16 protein-coding genes are annotated in these 18,095 nt (G+C 31.8%); 6 read left to right on the top strand and 10 right to left on the bottom strand.

The features are described from left to right. Positions 1-10 precede the first annotated feature (10 nt). From leuD to KFZ70_RS13190, 4 genes are all read left to right on the top strand, one after another. Complete coding sequence (leuD, locus tag KFZ70_RS13205; RefSeq protein ID WP_139694747.1) at positions 11-610, top strand: 3-isopropylmalate dehydratase small subunit; 600 nt, start codon at positions 11-13, stop codon at positions 608-610. A gap of 100 nt (positions 611-710) precedes the next feature. Beyond that, complete coding sequence (locus KFZ70_RS13200) at positions 711-2,231, top strand: alpha-isopropylmalate synthase regulatory domain-containing protein (protein ID WP_139694746.1); 1,521 nt, start codon at positions 711-713, stop codon at positions 2,229-2,231. An 11-nt stretch (positions 2,232-2,242) separates the two neighbouring features. Further along, on the top strand, positions 2,243-3,298 hold the full coding sequence (leuB, locus tag KFZ70_RS13195; RefSeq protein ID WP_139694745.1) for a 3-isopropylmalate dehydrogenase: 1,056 nt from the start codon (positions 2,243-2,245) through the stop codon (positions 3,296-3,298). A 206-nt stretch (positions 3,299-3,504) separates the two neighbouring features. Beyond that, positions 3,505-4,278, top strand: coding sequence for a T9SS type A sorting domain-containing protein (locus KFZ70_RS13190; protein ID WP_139694744.1), 774 nt, complete (start codon positions 3,505-3,507; stop codon positions 4,276-4,278). A 63-nt stretch (positions 4,279-4,341) separates the two neighbouring features. Here KFZ70_RS13190 and KFZ70_RS13185 read toward each other — a convergent pair whose 3' ends face one another. The 8 genes from KFZ70_RS13185 to KFZ70_RS13150 form a co-directional block, all read right to left on the bottom strand. After that, positions 4,342-5,586, bottom strand: a complete 1,245-nt coding sequence (locus KFZ70_RS13185) for a mechanosensitive ion channel family protein (RefSeq protein WP_139694743.1) — start codon at positions 5,584-5,586, stop codon at positions 4,342-4,344. Next, positions 5,573-5,875, bottom strand: coding sequence for a DUF3817 domain-containing protein (locus tag KFZ70_RS13180; protein ID WP_139694742.1), 303 nt, complete (start codon positions 5,873-5,875; stop codon positions 5,573-5,575). The genes KFZ70_RS13185 and KFZ70_RS13180 overlap by 14 nt, the downstream gene beginning before the upstream one ends. A gap of 65 nt (positions 5,876-5,940) precedes the next feature. After that, positions 5,941-6,552 carry a YqaA family protein gene (locus KFZ70_RS13175; protein ID WP_139694741.1) on the bottom strand — a complete coding sequence of 204 codons (612 nt, stop codon included), beginning with the start codon at positions 6,550-6,552 and terminating at the stop codon, positions 5,941-5,943. 852 nt (positions 6,553-7,404) lie between these two features. Next, on the bottom strand, positions 7,405-9,312 hold the full coding sequence (locus KFZ70_RS13170; RefSeq protein ID WP_233243982.1) for a DNA cytosine methyltransferase: 1,908 nt from the start codon (positions 9,310-9,312) through the stop codon (positions 7,405-7,407). A 2-nt stretch (positions 9,313-9,314) separates the two neighbouring features. Then, positions 9,315-9,521: a helix-turn-helix domain-containing protein gene (locus KFZ70_RS13165; RefSeq protein ID WP_139694740.1), complete on the bottom strand. Its 207-nt coding sequence runs from the start codon at positions 9,519-9,521 to the stop codon at positions 9,315-9,317. Positions 9,522-9,718: 197 nt separating this feature from the next. Further along, on the bottom strand, positions 9,719-10,561 hold the full coding sequence (locus tag KFZ70_RS13160) for a hypothetical protein (protein ID WP_139694739.1): 843 nt from the start codon (positions 10,559-10,561) through the stop codon (positions 9,719-9,721). A 4-nt stretch (positions 10,562-10,565) separates the two neighbouring features. Then, positions 10,566-11,684 carry a hypothetical protein gene (locus KFZ70_RS13155; protein WP_407515587.1) on the bottom strand — a complete coding sequence of 373 codons (1,119 nt, stop codon included), beginning with the start codon at positions 11,682-11,684 and terminating at the stop codon, positions 10,566-10,568. 52 nt (positions 11,685-11,736) lie between these two features. Further along, positions 11,737-12,941, bottom strand: a protein-coding gene (locus KFZ70_RS13150; protein WP_139698815.1) for an IS3 family transposase whose coding sequence is annotated in 2 segments (ribosomal slippage) — positions 11,737-12,662 and positions 12,662-12,941 — 1,206 coding nt in all. Because the reading frame shifts where the segments join, the coding sequence is not laid out codon by codon here. A 1,426-nt stretch (positions 12,942-14,367) separates the two neighbouring features. Here KFZ70_RS13150 and KFZ70_RS13145 point away from each other — a divergent pair. Beyond that, positions 14,368-15,681, top strand: coding sequence for a hypothetical protein (locus KFZ70_RS13145; RefSeq protein WP_139694736.1), 1,314 nt, complete (start codon positions 14,368-14,370; stop codon positions 15,679-15,681). Here KFZ70_RS13145 and KFZ70_RS13140 read toward each other — a convergent pair. Both KFZ70_RS13140 and KFZ70_RS13135 read right to left on the bottom strand, forming a co-directional pair. After that, positions 15,667-16,560, bottom strand: a complete 894-nt coding sequence (locus KFZ70_RS13140; RefSeq protein ID WP_407516211.1) for an IS3 family transposase — start codon at positions 16,558-16,560, stop codon at positions 15,667-15,669. The genes KFZ70_RS13145 and KFZ70_RS13140 overlap by 15 nt on opposite strands. Then, a complete protein-coding gene (locus tag KFZ70_RS13135) occupies positions 16,518-16,889 on the bottom strand; it encodes a transposase (protein WP_099570149.1) in 372 nt (123 codons plus the stop codon). Before KFZ70_RS13135 ends, KFZ70_RS13140 begins: the two co-directional genes overlap by 43 nt. A 99-nt stretch (positions 16,890-16,988) precedes the next feature. Between KFZ70_RS13135 and KFZ70_RS13130 the strand changes: the two genes are divergently transcribed. Further along, the gene (locus KFZ70_RS13130) at positions 16,989-18,092 is read left to right on the top strand and encodes a hypothetical protein (RefSeq protein WP_139698662.1); all 1,104 of its coding nucleotides are present in this window, start codon (positions 16,989-16,991) and stop codon (positions 18,090-18,092) included. Positions 18,093-18,095: the final 3 nt, after the last annotated feature.

The following is an 18,095-nucleotide window of genomic DNA, read 5'->3' as shown; positions in this document are numbered from 1 at the left end:
AAAAAAGAACATGGCTTACGATAAATTTGAAGTATTAACAAGCACCGCGTATCCGTTACCTATTGAAAACGTAGATACCGATCAAATTATTCCTGCTCGTTTCTTAAAAGCTACAGAGCGTAAGGGATTTGGAGACAACTTTTTCCGTGACTGGAGATATGATTCTGAAGGTAATCCAATAGCAGATTTTCCGTTGAACGATGATAAATATGCTGGATCTAAAATCTTAGTTGGAGGAAAGAACTTTGGTTCTGGATCTTCACGAGAGCATGCCGCTTGGTCGGTTTATGATTTTGGATTGCGTTGTGTGATTTCATCCTTCTTTGCAGACATTTTCAGAAACAATTGCTTAAATATAGGGGTGCTTCCTGTACAAGTTTCAGCTGATTTTGCTCAGAAATTATTTGATGCTATTGAAGCAGATCCAAAAACAGAGATTAAAGTAGACTTACCAAACCAAACAGTAACCTTATTATCTACTGGTGAATCTGAACCATTTGAAATCAACGGATACAAAAAAGGGAACATGTTAAATGGTTTTGATGATATTGATTATCTTCAAAACATGAAAGATGAAGTAAAAGATTTTGCAGAAACAAGGCCTTTTTAAAGAATCTTATATGTTTCATACAAATCTTAAAATATAATAAACAGCCAAAAAGCATTCCATTTAATTATGAAATGCTTTTTGCTAATTTATAAATCTTTAAATGAGTAAAAGGAAAATAGAAATAATGGATACCACATTGCGTGATGGTGAACAAACCTCAAGCGTGTCGTTTTCTGCTTCTGAAAAATTAACCATTGCAAAACTTTTACTTGAAGAACTAAAAGTAGATCGTATTGAAATTGCTTCAGCACGTGTTTCTGAAGGTGAATTTCAAGCCGTTAAAAATATAACCGATTGGGCTAGCTCCCATAATTATCTTGATAAAGTAGAAGTTTTGTCCTTTGTAGACCAAGGTGTCTCTATAAATTGGATGATTGAAGCTGGTGCCAAGGTACAAAATCTACTAACAAAAGGCTCATTAAATCATTTAATTCATCAGCTTAAAAAAACGCCAAATCAGCACTTTATCGAGGTTTCTAAAGTTATAGAACAAGCGCAACAACAAGGCATTGAAACCAATGTGTATTTAGAAGATTGGAGCAATGGTATGCGTAACTCTAAAGCTTATGTTTATGAGTTTCTAGAATTTTTATCTACACAACCCATTAAGCGGATTATGTTACCAGATACTCTAGGCGTTTTAACACCTAAAGAATCTTTTGACTTTGTAAAAGAGATTAAGGATAAGTATCCTAATTTACATTTTGATTTTCACGCGCATAATGATTATGATTTAGGGGTAGCTAATGTCATGGCTGCATTAAAAGCCGGTGCTGATGGCTTGCATCTTACAGTTAACGGTATGGGTGAACGCGCTGGAAATGCCCCCATGTCTAGTACCATTGCTGTGATTAATGATTTTATGCCGCGTATTACTATTGGTGTTAATGAAAAAATGTTGTTTACGGTTAGTAAACTAGTGGAAAACTTTTCAGGGGTAATGATTCCCGCCAATAAACCTATTATTGGGGCTAATGTATTTACCCAAACCGCTGGTATTCATGCCGATGGCGACAATAAAAAAAATCTGTATTTCAGTGATTTAATGCCAGAACGCTTTGGAAGAACGAGACAGTATGCTTTGGGGAAAGCATCAGGGAAGGCAAATATTCAGAAAAATTTACAACAATTAGGTCTTCAGCTTAATGATGAGGATCTTAAGAAAGTGACGCAACGCATCATTGAATTAGGGGATAAAAAACAGGTGGTTACCAAAGAAGATTTGCCTTATATCATTTCAGATGTGTTAGATAGAACGTATGAAGAAAAGGTTAAGGTCAATTCTTATGTATTAACCCATTCTAAAGGTTTAAAACCATCAACAACAGTTTCTTTAACTATTGAAGAAGAAACATTTGAAGCCAACGCACAGGGTGACGGACAATTTGATGCTTTTATGAATGCCATTAGAAACGTATTTAAGAACAGAAAAATCACCCTTCCTAATTTGGTGGATTATGCAGTAAGAATACCACCAGGAAGTAGATCAGATGCCTTATGTGAAACTATTATAACCTGGAAACAGCCTGAAAAAGAGTTTAAAACTCGCGGTTTAGATTCAGATCAAACAGTTTCAGCCATTAAGGCCACTGAGAAAATGTTAAACATTATAATTAATTAAGCATATAAAAAATGAAATTTAATATAGCGCTTTTAGCCGGTGACGGTATAGGACCAGAGGTTATAGATCAAGCAGTAAAAGTAAGTGATGCTGTTGCTAAAAAATTCGGACACGACATTAATTGGAAACCAGCCCTTACAGGAGCAGCTGCTATTGATGCCGTTGGAGAACCTTATCCAGATGAAACCCATGAGATTTGTAAAAGTTCAGATGCTGTTTTATTTGGTGCTATTGGTCACCCGCGTTTTGATAACGACCCATCTGCAAAAGTACGTCCAGAACAAGGCTTACTAAAAATGCGTAAGGCATTAGGGTTGTTCGCTAATGTACGTCCAACTTTTACTTTCCCATCGTTATTAGAAAAATCACCATTAAAAAAAGAACGTATTGAAGGTACAGATTTGGTGTTTTTACGTGAGTTGACTGGTGGCATTTACTTTGGAGAAAAGGGGAGAAGAGAAGAAGGAGAAACCGCTTATGATAACTGTGTTTATACCAGAGCTGAAGTACAACGCTTAGCTAAAAAAGGCTTTGAACTAGCCATGACGCGTTCTAAGAAGCTTTGTTGTGTGGATAAAGCTAACGTTTTAGAAACGTCTAGATTGTGGAGAGAAACGGTTCAAGCTATGGAAAAAGATTATCCAGAAGTTGAAGTATCGTATGAATTTGTTGATGCCGTTGCTATGCGTTTAGTGCAATGGCCAAACAGTTACGATGTGTTAATTACAGAAAATTTATTTGGAGACATTTTAACCGATGAAGCTTCTGTGATTTCTGGATCTATGGGCTTAATGCCATCGGCCTCTTTAGGATCTGATATTGGTTTATTTGAACCTATTCATGGTTCTTATCCACAGGCGGCTGGAAAAAACATAGCCAACCCTATGGCCACCGTATTATCAGCGGCTATGATGTTTGAAAACTTTGGTTTACATGAAGAAGGGAAAGCCATTAGAACGGTGGTAAACAAAGCATTAAACGAAGGGATTGTTACTGAAGATTTAGCTGATGGAGGTGTATCTTATGGCACCAGTGAAGTGGGAGACTGGTTAGCTGAAAATATCTAGTAAAGAAATCATAAATTTAAAAAGAGCCTGTTGGTAATTTATAACCAACAGGCTTTTTTATATTCAAAAACCACAAAATTATGGTTGCATTTACAAAACAAAGATAAATCTGTGTAAGCCAGAGGTAATTTTCAGGAATTAAACCCCTTACGATTCATGTAATTTTATGATGTATTTATTAAACATTTAATCTTAAAAACTACATTATGATGAAAAAATTACTTAAAAATGGATTCCTAATCTTAATACTGATGTCATTAAGTGTGCTGTATACAAATGCACAAACTTTGACATACGATTTTGAGACTGACTGGGATGGATGGAATGCTGGCGCCGCTTCAGGTCCTTGGTCATCATCTTTTGCCAACAGTCCAAATGGAATTTTGGAAATGACTTATGCTGCAGATTCTAAAAATGCTATTATGTATGCACCAGATGAAAATGGTGATACCACCTATGGAGAAATAGATGCCTCTACTTATAGACATTTTAAAATTATTTATAGTAATGAATCAACTGATATTGATTTACTACGAATAAGAATTGGAACAGATAATGGTGCTGGCGGTCACAATTGGATAAATGCCCATGATTTAGCTATCACAACTCATGCTGTTGATGAATTTTCTACTCAAACTTTTGAAATCACAAATGCAAATTACACTGGCAATGTTAGATTTCAAGTCATATTTAGAAATTCAGGGTCTGCTGTGCTAGATGATGGTTCAAAAGTTCGTATTGATCAAATTCAATTATCAGCGAATACATTAAGTAGCAAATCATTCAACAAAGCTAAAATTAATATTTATGTAGCCAATAACATCTTAAACGCTCCTAAAGCTGCCGATTATCAAATTTACAGTATCACTGGAGCTAAAGTATTAGAAGGTAAAGCGGTTAAAAGTATTGATATTTCTAGTTTAGCTTCTGGTTTATACATTTATAAAACATTAGAAGGCTTTGCGAAATTCGTAAGATAATCTTTCTAAACACCTTTATTAATAGCTTAAAAAAACCTCATATCTTGAGGTTTTTTTTATGTTTTATTTTAATGTTGTTGGTAGTTCAAAAACTTCCAAATCAAAATAGGGCAGCGCCGCCATCAAGTGATCAAAAATATCAGACATAATATATTCATAGTTTTCCCAACGTTTATCACTACTAAAGGCATAAATTTCTAAAGGAATCCCTTGTGTTGTGGGCGCCAATTGCCTTGCCATAATCATCATATCTTTATTTATAGCCGAATGATTTTTTAAATAGCTATCAATATATTTTCTAAACACCCCAATATTAGTGAGGTTCCTTCCATTTACAAGTAATTCCTTATTAATATGATTAGATGTATTATATTTTGCAATATCTTCCTGACGTGTTTCTAAATAGCTTGAAATAAGTTGAATTTTTTTTAAGCGTTCAACATCATCAAGTGTTAAATATTTTATTCCACTCTGCTTTAAATACAAAGCACGTTTTATACGTCTGCCACCCGAATTAGACATACCGCGCCAATTTTTAAACGAATCTGATATCAGGGCATATGTGGGAATGGTAGTAATAGTTTTATCAAAATTTTGCACTTTTACCGTGGCAAGGGTGATTTCTGTAACATCTCCATCGGCACCATATTTTTCAAAGGTAATCCAATCTCCAATACGCACCATATCATTAATAGCCACCTGAATACTGGCTACAAACCCTAAAATGGTATCTTTAAAAACCAAAAGCACAACCGCAGAAACCGCACCCATTCCAGTAATAAACTTCATGAAAGGAATTTCAGTGAGAATAGCAATAGCCGAGAGAAATCCAATAATCCAAGCAAAAATCATAAATACCTGAATATAACTATCAATAGGTTTGTCTTTAAACCGTGGACGTGTTTTTAGATAGTCTTTTATTGTATTTAGAATACTACGTACCAACCAAAGCGTGATTAAAATAGCAAAGACTTGTAGTCCTTTTTCAACCAAACGCTCAAAATCATAAAATGCCTCAAGCCCATCAAAAATATCTGGCATGAATTCTAAAGCAATTAAAAAAGGGATAATATGCGCAATGTTTCTTGGCACTTTATTTTTTATTAATAAGTCATCAAAGTTTGTTTTTGTACGCCCTGAAAATTTCGTAAAGGCCTGTATTAAAAGCTTTCTAATCAAAAAATCAATGACAAAAATGAATATTAATAAAGCCAATAATAAAACCAACATATTCAAGTATTTGGCCATATTTTCGGAAACACCTGCAGATACTAAGACCTCATAAATGAGATTTTTAAGATTCTTCATGAGTAAGGTTTTTTAAATATACTTTATCAATATAGAACGTGCCAAAAGGTATAATAGAGGCTACTAATACCGAAATAAACTGTTTTGTATTCCAGGCAAAGGACGTTCTGTAAAGCACAGCAAATGCTATATAGGCCATAAACAATACACCATGAGGCATGCCTAAAAGTTTAACATACTGCGGATCATCTCCTAGATATTTAATAGGTGTGGCTATAAAAAGTAGTAAAATATACGATACACCTTCTAAAAAGGCTATAATACGAAACAAGGTAATAGATTTAAACATTACGATTCTATTTTTTAGCAAAAATAAATCAGAACAGTTTAAAAAGTACCTTATTTAAGAGTTTTTTACAGTACGTTAAAAATGATAAGTCCGTAAACAGCAAAGCGAAGCAAACGCAGGGAGCCAAAATATACTACACTTTTAAAAGGAAACTTTATAATACCAGCAGCTATGCATGATATAGAAAAGGGGAGCGGCAATAGAGCACCAACAACAATAAGAAAACCACCCCATTTTCTAGAGTTTTTTAACTGTTTGGCCATTTTTCCTTCTAAATACTCATGTACTGAAGGTATCTTGGTAATTGAACGCCCTTTCCAATAAGCCAAAATACCTGCTAAATAAGATAAAACAGCTAAAATTCCTAAGAATACCCATGGGTTTGGCATTTTACCAGACCATGCAATAAATATTTCTGGCGGAATAAGTCCTAAAAGGGTTTCAGATACGAAAAAGAAACTTAAAACACCAGCTACGGGTAAAATTTCGGTTAACCGCACTAAAGCTGTATTAATATCGAAAAAATGATTCAAAATATAAATGCTAACAATTGCTAATACAATATAAGGCAGCGCTTTTTTTACAGCGTTACCAACAAAACTATAAAACCCTGTATAACTGTAATACTGGTGAAGTCTTTTTAGTTTAGATTTTGAAGGTTTTGTTTTTGTTTGCATAATGTATGGCTTAACTTGGGAGAGCAAATATAACATTTGTTTTTTCAGTTTACTACTAATATTAGAGTGTAGGTGTTATTTATAAACACAAATGCTGTTTATTAATTAATAAAACCAATTTCGAAATAATACAGGTGTTTGATTATCAATGTTTTAAAAAATACTATTTTACATAATATAAATTATAGTACAAATGTGTTTGTATAGTTGTTTATCCCAAATGTACATTTGATAGCTATAATTCTCTATTATGTAAAATATCCCAGAAAGTTTGGAAATACTAAAGAAACATCCTGCTTGGGTCATTAAACTTTTTTAATCGGTCTGTAACGCAGTGTTAGTTCATTTGTATCTATAATTTGCCGTTATGTAAAATAGCCGCTACCAAGCGCTCGATTGTTTTATAAAATCAAATTGTTAGCACAATTTATTTTACACACAATTATCCATCGCTTGCCAACGCCATATAAGAGCTTCACTTATTGCGCTGTTTTAAAATTAGCGTATTTGATAAAATGTACGTCAAAAAAAATTTTACGAGATTCTCCTCAAGTTGCCACAAGAGTATAAAATTTCTCTGCGAGAAAATTTCTATACACTTGTTCTATGTAGAACTTCAATTAAAGTTTTCTTTTTGTGCGTTATCTTTTGCCTTGATGCAAAAGAAACAAAAAATCAAGGCTGCATATAATTTTGGAAACAATTAACGGCTCGCTCCACTATATTTTAGGAAACATCTAGAACTATTAAAATTATGTAGAAATATTATGTAAAATAGAAATATATAAGAAACTTTATTGCTTGACCCCTAAAATATAATCGTCACACTCGCCTATTGTTTTAACCAAAATTTTATGAGGCCGCTTCTACAGCTTCAGGTTTAGTAACAGATTTGTTACTTTTAACCTCAATATATTCTGTTATTCCTTTTGATTCTAAATGAAGTTTAATTTGATTAGCTAAAATATGTGCCATTTCTACTGGAACAGCGTTACCAATCATTTTATAACCAGCTGTAACGTTATTATAATAAAATTTAAAGTCATCAGGAAAGGTCTGTATTCTTGCACATTCTCTAATACTCAAACGTCTATAAAGATGTTCTTTGCCAGGAACAAAAATTCTTTTATTCTGTTCAATAAATTTCATTTTTGGCGCTTGTGGGTGTATTGGAGCATGCCTTCCTCCTGCTTGAATTGTAAATGATTGTTCATCCCAACTTCTAACTCTATTTCGAGACATAAAGATTGTAGAAAAATTACCAATCATGTACTCATGATTTAAAATTTTACAATCTTCACCATTAGTATAATTCTTCTCTCGTGCTGGTAAAACAGTATTTTTCAAATCTCCAATGGCTTCTTCCAACGTGACTTTTTTTGCATGCTTTTTTGGGAACTTAAAATCAATATTCAAATCTCTTCTGAAACCTATAAAAAATACTCTCTGTCGATCTTGAGGAACACCAAAATCAGCAACATTTAATAATTCAAAAGATAAATCATAACCAACTCCAGCATTCTTGAACATATCTTTAATATTACTCAATGCTTCTTTGTGTCTTGGAGAAAGCATTCCAGATACATTTTCTGCAAGAAAAAATAATGGTTGCTTTTCTTCAAGAACTTCAATGAAATTATAAAAGAGTTGTCCTCTTTTGTCATTAATGCCTCGCAATGCGCCTGCTTCACTCCAGCTTTGACAAGGTGGGCCACCAATAATTCCCATAGCTTTATCGGGAATTTCAGAAATTGGAATATTTCTCATACTCCTTTTATCTAAAAAAGTATGTGGATGATTTTTCTGATATGTTTCCCATATTTCTTTATCATATTCATTAGCCCAATCAACATTAAATCCAGCTCTTTGAAAACCTAAATCAAGTCCACCTGCACCTGCAAAAAAAGAAATTACATTCATATTTATGTTACTTATAGTATTCAAATTTAGTTTATTTTTTACTTTTTTTTTACTTTTTTTTATTTTTTCAACAAAAATGATGTAAACAGTTTTTCTATCTTTTTCTAAAACTTCATCTCTCCATCTTTTTCCTGTTTTTTTTGATATTCCTGGTTGTCCACTTATTGTATCATAAACCCATTTTTGATTTCCAGGTTTTTTAACTAAACCCTTTGCTCTGCCATGTTCACTATCACTACTTTGTCCAAACCAAACTCTTCTAATAGAAAATGCTAATTCATTTTTGAATGATTCGAAATATTCATCAAAGGTGTAAACATCGATATCATCATCTTTATTTATAATTTTTGGAGATGTTAATATGAATTCAGCTTTGTTATTTGATATTCCATGATTTGGACTACCATCCATCATAAGAAATTTTGTAAGAGCTTTAAACTGTTCTTCAGTAAAAAGTTCTTTCCAAGGTCTTGCTCTTCTTGCTAAATTTCCATTATGAAAGTCATCAACAACTTGGTCTACTGAATCCAATTGGTCCTCTGGATTTTCAAATTTTAAAAATTCAAAAACTTTTAATAGTTCAGCTCTTTGTAATCTATTAAATGGAAAACTTGCGCCCTTTTGTTTAAAAGAAATACCTTTATTATTTAAATATACATCGGCTTTCTTACTGGAGTTTTCAGTAGAAATCTTATTAATCTCTTTATAAGATTCAACATTAGTAATACTACCATCCTTTTCTGGCGCACCTATATCCGTAAGTTTTCCTAAATGATTTAAAATTATTTCGTCTTTACGCAAAAACAAATATTTTATTGTTTCAATTTCGTTACCTGCCATTTCTAATCTTTAAATAATTCAATAATATTTACTTCCAATGCTTTTGCGAGTTTTTCAATATTTCTAATGGAAATATTTCTTTTTCCTAACTCAACAGAACTGATATATGTTCTGTGTAATTCACTTCTATGCGCGAGCTCTTCTTGGGAAATAAATAATTCATTTCTCAAATACTTGATTTTCAAGCCGAATTTTGTTTCAATTTTCATGTTTTAAAAGTATCTTTTTGTATACTCTAAATCTACAGACTATAAGTAACATCAATGAAAACTTATCAAATGTTATTATCATTTGTGATTAAAAATATTTTAGAAAATATAGGTTTTAATAATTCTCATTAAGAAGAAGATTATTATTGAGAATCAGAGTGAAGCATTACTATTAAGTCAGTAATATTCCTAATGTGTTAATTTAATTCTTTTACACACCATTCTCGAACTAATTGTCTTAATTCATTGTCTATGGTGTGATTTTTCTTGTAAAGAGCTATAAATATTCGAATCCTATCAAAGACATTATCATAATCATCCCTTGCCTTTTCAAATTTTATCTCATCTAGTGTACTGACAATGATAATACCAATGTTAAATGGAGCTGACCAAAGAATAAAATCTCTCCAAGCGTTTTTAGAAATAGCTTTTTTAAGATTCCAGTGATATCCTGCAGCTGCTTGGATCAATAATACAATTTGATTATTTCTTTTGTCACTATGCGATTTCCAGCCAATTATATCTACTCCTTTATCCTTATCAGTGTTAGCTGGATTTCTATCTTTGGATTTTATTTCATTAGAAGCAATTGAAAAGTCAATCAGTTGTTGATTTAATCCTGTATCATTCGGAAATCCCAAAACAATAGCTTTTCCATCTAAATATGATGCAATAACATCTTTTCCAATTCTTTCAAATAATTTTGTACCATCATCATCACCTTTTATTTTTTTAACTCCTTGCAGAGAAAAAATTAAGCACATTACATATTCTGGAATATCTTCCCATATATAACCATTTCTTCTAATAACCCCGCGGTTATCAATTCTAAATGCAGAACCTTCACCCATCATAAATTCTCTTCTTGATAGTTCTGCCATAACATCTGTAATTAATACATCTGTTCCATAAACTCCATAAGAATTTAACAAATTGTTTAATTTGGATTTGGAAAGACGAGTCGAATCACAAAGAATGTACAACTCAATCCAGTCGCATATTTGGCTAATAGAATTAAAGTCAGGTAAAGGGATATTCATAAATCTACTTCAATGTTTCAAATAATGCTTTTACTGCATCCATTAAACTTTGTACTTGATTTAAAGATGTTTGATTACCCTTAAACTTATATGCAATCGAAAGGGAGTTTTCTATTTTTCGTTGTGCATCATAAATCTGTTGATTAAAAAACCTCTCTTCACCTCCACTCCTCTCATATGCTTCTTCTATATTACCATGTTTAATTAAATATTCTGTTGAATTTTCATCTGCTAAAATTGGTGCTAACCTACGACCTATTAGCCTGCTATCCTTGAATAATGGTTCGATATCTGTTCCATTACCAAAAACCCAGGTAAAAACTTGTAAAAATTTTTTATGATTACCGCTGTTAATTATATTACTATCAAAATTAATTTTATTATAATGTTTCAACTCCAAATAATCACGTATATCTGGTTTATTGGTTATCTCAATAATTAAGGAAAATCTATTCTTAATCTGCTTAACATTAAAATCGTAATCATTCTCTAATTCTTTCAATATTTTATAAGCAGCATATTGTTTTTTGATTGAATCTGTTCTATCTGCAGTTCTTTTTCTAATGATTGAAATACTTTCATCAATTGTAATATTTGATTTTTTAGCTTCTGATTCTATCTGCTTATGCAAGTAAACAGCCTTTGCAAAAGCTTCCCATCTTAAATTTCCTGCTATATGCCTAATTCCAAGATATGGAGAAACATCTTCTTCATTTAAATAAACTATTGCCGGAATTTGTTTTAGATCTTCTATAATATGTTTTTCTTCTACTTTTGGAAAATCTTCATCTACATCTAATTTTTTTCTTAAGGGATTATCTAAAAGTATTTTGATTGTGGCAGTTCTTCTATTACCTTCTAAAACTCTAAATGTAATTTTATCCTTATTGGATAATTCTTCAAGAGCAACTTGCAATTCATTTGTATTTTTATAATTGTCAGGATCAAATTCTTTAGGCAAATCAGTAGGAACTACCACAATAGGCTCCTCATCAAAATAACCGTTAGATACCATTGAAAATGCTAATTCTTCCAAATCAAATTGTTCATATAATACATTGATTATTTCCTCTTGTTCACCACCTAAATACTCTTCGGCAAGTCTCGGATTTTCATTGTCCACTAAAAGTTGGTCTATGGACTTGCAACAAAAAACTGGACAAATAGTTGAATGATTATGCAGCTAGTTTAAGGTTATACATGTCTAATTCAAATTCTCTTATAGTTCTATTCCCTAAAAAGGAATGTCTTCTTCTATTATTGTACCAAGTTTCTATCCATCCAAAGATGGATAACTCCGCTTCAGATCTCAACTTATAATTGTGCCTATAAACCCATTCTACCTTTAATGATTTAAAGAACGATTCTGCAACGGCATTATCCCAACAATTACCTTTTCTGCTCATAGATTGGTTTACTAAGCCATTATAACTTTTAATTAATGAGGTAAACTTATGGCTTGCATATTGTATACCTCGATCGGAATGAAATATTAAAGGCTGGGTTAAAGTTGTTTTCTTTACAGCCATATGCCAAGCCTTAATAATAGTGTCTTCTGTGCTTAGGTTATCGCTTAGAGCCCACCCAACAACTTTACGGTTAAACAAATCAATAATTACAGTAAGATATAACCAACCTTGTTTAGTTTTGATATAGGTAATATCGCTTACCCAAACTTGATTCTGCCTGCTTGCTTCAAAGTTTTGGTTTAACAAATTAGGTGCTATTGGGTAATTATGTTTACTATCTGTGGTTGCTTTAAACCTACGTTTTCGTTTTGCAAATAAATAATTAGCACTCATAATACGCGCCACTCTGGGCTTTGATATTTTATAGCCTAATGTCTCCAGTTCTGTTTTTATTCTAGGCGATCCATAGCTTTGAAAGCTATCTTTAAATATAGATTTTATAAGTGCAGTTACCTTTTGATTTTCTAACCATAATTTACTTGGTCCTGATTGTAACCAATGGTAATAACCGCTTTTACTTACCTTTAATATTTTACACATCATCTCGACAGGAAATCTCATAAGGTGCTGTTTTATAAACCTGTATTTTTCCTGTCGCTCTTGGAGAAGATGCTGATGGCCTTTTTTAAGATATCACGTTCTAACTCGGCTTCTTTTAATACCTTTTTTAATCGAGCTATCTCTTTTTCTTCATCTGTCAATTTAGCCTTGCCTCGACCAGGAAAACTGTTTTTGCCATAATCCTTCAACTCTTTTCGCCAACGATAAAGCACTGATGGGAATATATCTAAATCTTCACTTACTTGTTTTACGTTGCCTTTGGCATAGCTCAACTCCACTGCCTTTTGCTTAAATTCTAATGTGTAATGTTTGGGTTTACTTCTCATAATTGCTAAGTTAATAACTAGCAAACATATTCTCTCATCTTTTTGTCCAGTCTAATGTAGTAATTCCACTATAGGTATATTTAACTGCGGTCTCTTTCGACCTTTTCCTGCAAATTCTTCAGACATTAATATTGATTTTAAGATTTTAAAGATATGAATATATATTGAAGAATTATATTTAAAAATCATTGCACACACATTACACTACTCTCCTACTGTCGTTTCGTGTAAAGAGTGTTCCATTACATAGAAGAGAAACTTTTGAAGTAAAATTTTTAAAGAAACTGTAGTAAGAACTTATCGCTTTTATCCAAAGCTCAAGTTACATAACGCGAGAACATTATAGTACAAATGTCAATATTTGTTGTTTAGGTGTTGTATGCCATTTGTAAGCTATAATTCTATACTATGTAAAATATCCCAGAAAATGCAGTAATTCTTTTTAATAATAAGTACTTGGGTCATTAAAATTTGAAATACGCGATTCTCACTGATTATGATTTTAGATTTATAAGGAAAGTCATTTGTAGCTATAATTTGCCATTATGTAAAATTGCCGCTATCAAACGCTCGATTGTTTTATAAAATCAAATTGTTATCACAATTAATTTTACACACAATTATCCATCGCTTGCCAACGCCAAAAAAAGCAAATGCTTTTAGTTTCGTATTTATAATTCGTCTGTAATTGAAATTCTCGTTGTAAAAAGTTTTCAGAAACTTCTCATTAGCATTACGCAACAGTACAAAATTTTCCCTTGCTCAATTCCTTGCTTAAAATTTCTGTACACTTGCTTTATTCTATCCTCTATAAGAATATTCTTTTAATTGTAACTTCTAGTATTATGTAAAATAGAAATTAAACTGTAGAACTTCTTAAGGTTTTATTTATCTTTTTTTCTTGATAAAAAAAGAAACAAAAAAATCAAGACTACATAAAACTTTGGAAACAATTAACGGCTCGTTACGCTATATTTTAGGAAACATTGTAACTAACCAAGACTGATAAAGAAAATACCTTAAAAAGCAGTAATACCAATAAAAAGAGTAACTAAACCCCTAAAATATGGACGCTCCACTCTCCTATTGTTTTGATCAAAGTTTTATGAGGTCAACAATAAATAATATATATATGTTAATAACTTTATACTATATTTAGTCATATATAGTATATATAATTATATATTTGCAATATAATTCTCCTAAATATGACAAAGTTAAACACTAAAAGACAAAGATTTGAGAAAGTTGCTTCAAATAGAGTGCAAAAAATTCTTGACACATTTGATAGCCTTTCTAAATGTTCCAATAGGAACAATTATGAATATAATAAGGAAGATATAGATAAAATGATCAATGTTTTAAGATCTAAATTGAAATATGTAGAAAATTCATTTAGGCAAAACATTGAAAAGGGAAATAGTAAGTTTAACTTTTAATAGAATATAGTATGAATAACAAAGAATTGATTGATTTTGCTTTAAGTCTTGTAAGCGCTAATTCAGAACAACAAGTTATTAATATCTTATCATCAAAGGAACTTTGGGATAATGATAGTGCATGGAGATTGTATGGTGATAAAGAAAACAACTACTCAACTATTGGCGCGCAACAAAGTAGACCTGAAGCAGCATTAGTAGAAAAATTAATTAATTCTGTTGATTCTGTGCTTACTTCTGAATGTCTTAACAATAGTATTAATCCAGAAAGCTCTGAAGCTCCAAAGACGATACGAAAAGCTGTGTCACAATTTTTTGATATCCATAACGGAATGTTATATAACATAACACCAACAGAAAGAACAAAACTTGCCAATAGAATTGGACTTGTTGCTACTGGTAATACAGCAAAAAAAGGTTATGCTTGTTATTCAATATTTGATGATGGTGAAGGTCAGACACCAAATAAAATGCCTAAAACTTTTTTATCAATAGGTGAAAAGAATAAATTGAAGATACCATTTGTACAAGGAAAGTTTAATATGGGAAGTACAGGAGTGCTACGTTTCTGTGGAAAAAGAAATTTACAATTAATATTAACTAAAAGAAACCCTTCTCTACCTGTAGATGAAAATGATTCTTCAAATGATAAATGGGGTTTTACAATCGTAAAAAGAATATATCCTGACGGTAATTACAAAAGTTCAAGATATGTTTATTTAGTTAATCCAATAAATCAAGAATCTAATTCAAACCAAGTTTTCCAATTTACTTCTGAATCTCTTCCTATTCTTCCAGGAAAATACCCAATTGCTCATGAGAACCCAATGCTTTTTGGTTCTTATATAAAGCTCTACGAATATCAAATGGAAGGGTTGAGAACGAACTTAACTTTGGATCCTTATAACAGGCTATCTCTTCTAATGCCTTCATTAGCATTGCCTATAAGGTTGTATGAAAGAAGAGAAGGCTATCAAGCTAATTCAGCTGAAACAACTTTGAATGGTTTATCAGTAAGATTAGAAGAAGATAAACGAAATAATCTTGAGAGTGAGGAATGGCCTTCATCTCATGATATTAGTGTATTAGGTGAAAAAATGAAAATGAAAGTGTATGCTTTTAAGAAAGATTTTTCTACTAATAAAAAGCCAACCCAAAAATATGTCAAAGATGAAGGAATAATTTTCACTATCAACGGTCAAACACATGGCTTTATTAATAAAAGATTCTTTCACAGAAGAGCAATTGGACTCGGCAATCTATCTGATTCATGTCTAGTCCTGAAATATGGCTACAGGTTAAAAATTGATTTACGCTGTTTTTAAATATACCATATTTGGTGTTTTATAGTCTAAAGATACATGTAATCTAATTTGGTTGTATAGATTGATTGCACTTTTTGTTGCTCTTTTGGCGTGTTGTATGCTATCAAAGGTCTGGTCAAGATAAAACTCGTCTTTTAGGATGCCGTTTACACGTTCAGCAATAGCGTTTTCGTAGCAATGATTTTCTTCTGTCATACTAATTTTGATGTTGTTTCTCTTTAAAATTTGTGTGTATATATTGCTACAATATTGTATGCCTCTATCCGAGTGATGTATTAGGTTTTCTGTGTTTTTAGCTTGATATAATGCTTTTTTAAGAGCTCTGGTACAACCGCTAAGTTCAAGGCTATCACTAAGGTCGTAACCTATGATTTTTCTAGAATACATGTCAGTTATAAGGGCCAAGTAGCAAAATCCTTTTACAGTTCTGATGTATGTAATATCCGATACCCAAACCTGATTAGGTCTATTAACAAGTACATCTTTTATGATGTTTTTATGTTTGTAAAACCTATGAAAAGAATTGGTAGTTCTGTAGCTGGGTTTCTTTCTGGTTATAAGCATATTGTGTTTTCTAAGAATGTTGAAAAGCGTGTCTCTGCCTACTTTAAGGTTTGCTTTATCAAACTCATTTTTTAAAGATATTTTGAGTTTACGTACGCCTTCTCTAGGCAAGGACCTGCGCTTTTGGTTCACAATTTGAATGATCTGTTGTTCAAGTTTTAAACGTTTGTCAGCTCTATATTTATACTTGTAGTACGCATCACGTTTAAGCCCGAAAGCCATACAAATAGTGGTTAAAGACGCAAATCCTTTAGCTTTGTCTTTGGTTTTACTTAGCGCTCTATATTTAGCTTTTTTTTTAGTTCTGCAACAGATTTATAGCCAAGATCTTCGGCAGCAACTTCCAGGTATGAATCTTGAATCATTGCATCTAGATCTTTCTTTAACAACAATTTTTTTAGTTGTTCAATCTCTTTTTGAAGTTCTTTAATGCGTGTTATTTCGTCTTTGGTTTTCACAGTTATTCTAGTGTTCATAAGGTCTTTACGGTTGTACTTTCTTATCCATTCATTAATGGTAGTTGGTGCAATACCGTAGGCTTTCCCTAGTTGATATTTGTTTAGTTTTCCTGTTGTAAGTTCGTCTAAAATTTTCAGTTTAAAAGGTTCTGAATACCGTCTGATTACTTTGTCATTTTTGTACATAATGTTTGAAATTATGTAGCCTTTATTCAGGACGGGTCATCATTAATAGTTACGGTTGATTGTAGTGAGATAAGCGGTGAAACCCGTGAGGATTTATTCATGAATAGTCGAGATAGACTTGTAGATTCAAGTGAGTTAAGAAATGAAATTGAAAAACAATTAGAAAAAATATTAAAAGAGCATCCTGGATTAAGAGATTTAAAACATAAGAGACATAAAGAGGAGATTGAAAATAAATTAGACGATTCAAAGCCTTTAGTTGATATAGTTGAAAATATAATGAAACGCTCTCCTTCATTATCTACTCTATTTTCAAGTGGTTTTAGAATTAAAAACCCTTTTAAACTTAAAGAAACCGAAACAGAGAAGAAGTTTATTGGAAAGAAGTTTCCAACTTTTTTCAAGATAGATAAAGAATCAAGTGAGGAAAAGCCAAAGGAATGCCCTTTAAATCAAACTTCTTTTAGAGTTCAATTTAGTACAGACGTAAGTAATGATTATTTTGATAGAGAAATTGATAAAGGTGAACACAAGCTTTTAATTAATGGTGTTGAATTTGAAGGGACAAAAGCCTTAAACCTTTGGAATGGTCATGCAACACTCAATATCAATACAAATGATTTATTTCTTAATGGAAATGTTTATGAATTTACCTCAATTGTTTCTGATATTAATCATATAGAGCCATTCATTAATAAGTTCTACGTTAAGATGGTAACTCCATCAAAACCGAAAAGAGGTAAAAATGGAGGTAGAAAAAAACCTTCGAGTAATAAAAGTGGTAAAGGTGATAAAAGTTCTGACGACCTTGCATTACCAAATGTAATTGAAGTTAGTCGTGATGACAGAAATTGGAATAGTAAAGGATTTGATGAATACACAGCTCTTTATACAGAAAATAATGGTGAAGATTTGGGATGGGCTTTTTATATAAACACCGATAATATTCATTTGCTTAATGAACAAAAAAGCAATAAAAAAGTAGATGTAAATATTTTAAAAGCACAATATAAATACTCATTAGTAATTATGGGAATGTCAATGATTAAAGCATCTGAAGATAAGGTTTTAGTTGAAAGTGAAGATTTTGAGTTATCTAAAATGATATCAATGTTTACGTCCAGTATTTCACCAGTTATTCTTCCATTATTAGCAAGTTTAGGTGAGCTTGTTGAAATGGAATCTGAAACATTAATTATTTAATTA

The sequence above is a fragment of the Allotamlana fucoidanivorans genome (assembly GCF_045788535.1).
In the GTDB taxonomy this organism is placed as follows: domain Bacteria; phylum Bacteroidota; class Bacteroidia; order Flavobacteriales; family Flavobacteriaceae; genus Allotamlana; species Allotamlana fucoidanivorans.
This window is presented reverse-complemented; position numbering and strand designations above follow the sequence as displayed.

Excerpts from the sequence above, each read along its gene's own strand:
- KFZ70_RS13130 (WP_139698662.1), top strand. The coding sequence starts at position 16,989 with ATGAATAGTCGAGATAGACTTGTAGATTCAAGTGAGTTAAGAAATGAA.
- KFZ70_RS13165 (WP_139694740.1), bottom strand. The coding sequence starts at position 9,521 with ATGAAAATTGAAACAAAATTCGGCTTGAAAATCAAGTATTTGAGAAAT.
- KFZ70_RS13185 (WP_139694743.1), bottom strand. The coding sequence starts at position 5,586 with ATGAAGAATCTTAAAAATCTCATTTATGAGGTCTTAGTATCTGCAGGT.
- KFZ70_RS13160 (WP_139694739.1), bottom strand. The coding sequence starts at position 10,561 with ATGAATATCCCTTTACCTGACTTTAATTCTATTAGCCAAATATGCGAC.
- KFZ70_RS13190 (WP_139694744.1), top strand. The coding sequence starts at position 3,505 with ATGATGAAAAAATTACTTAAAAATGGATTCCTAATCTTAATACTGATG.
- KFZ70_RS13200 (WP_139694746.1), top strand. The coding sequence starts at position 711 with ATGAGTAAAAGGAAAATAGAAATAATGGATACCACATTGCGTGATGGT.
- KFZ70_RS13145 (WP_139694736.1), top strand. The coding sequence starts at position 14,368 with ATGAATAACAAAGAATTGATTGATTTTGCTTTAAGTCTTGTAAGCGCT.
- leuD (WP_139694747.1), top strand. The coding sequence starts at position 11 with ATGGCTTACGATAAATTTGAAGTATTAACAAGCACCGCGTATCCGTTA.
- KFZ70_RS13135 (WP_099570149.1), bottom strand. The coding sequence starts at position 16,889 with ATGTACAAAAATGACAAAGTAATCAGACGGTATTCAGAACCTTTTAAA.
- KFZ70_RS13170 (WP_233243982.1), bottom strand. The coding sequence starts at position 9,312 with ATGGCAGGTAACGAAATTGAAACAATAAAATATTTGTTTTTGCGTAAA.
- leuB (WP_139694745.1), top strand. The coding sequence starts at position 2,243 with ATGAAATTTAATATAGCGCTTTTAGCCGGTGACGGTATAGGACCAGAG.
- KFZ70_RS13180 (WP_139694742.1), bottom strand. The coding sequence starts at position 5,875 with ATGTTTAAATCTATTACCTTGTTTCGTATTATAGCCTTTTTAGAAGGT.
- KFZ70_RS13175 (WP_139694741.1), bottom strand. The coding sequence starts at position 6,552 with ATGCAAACAAAAACAAAACCTTCAAAATCTAAACTAAAAAGACTTCAC.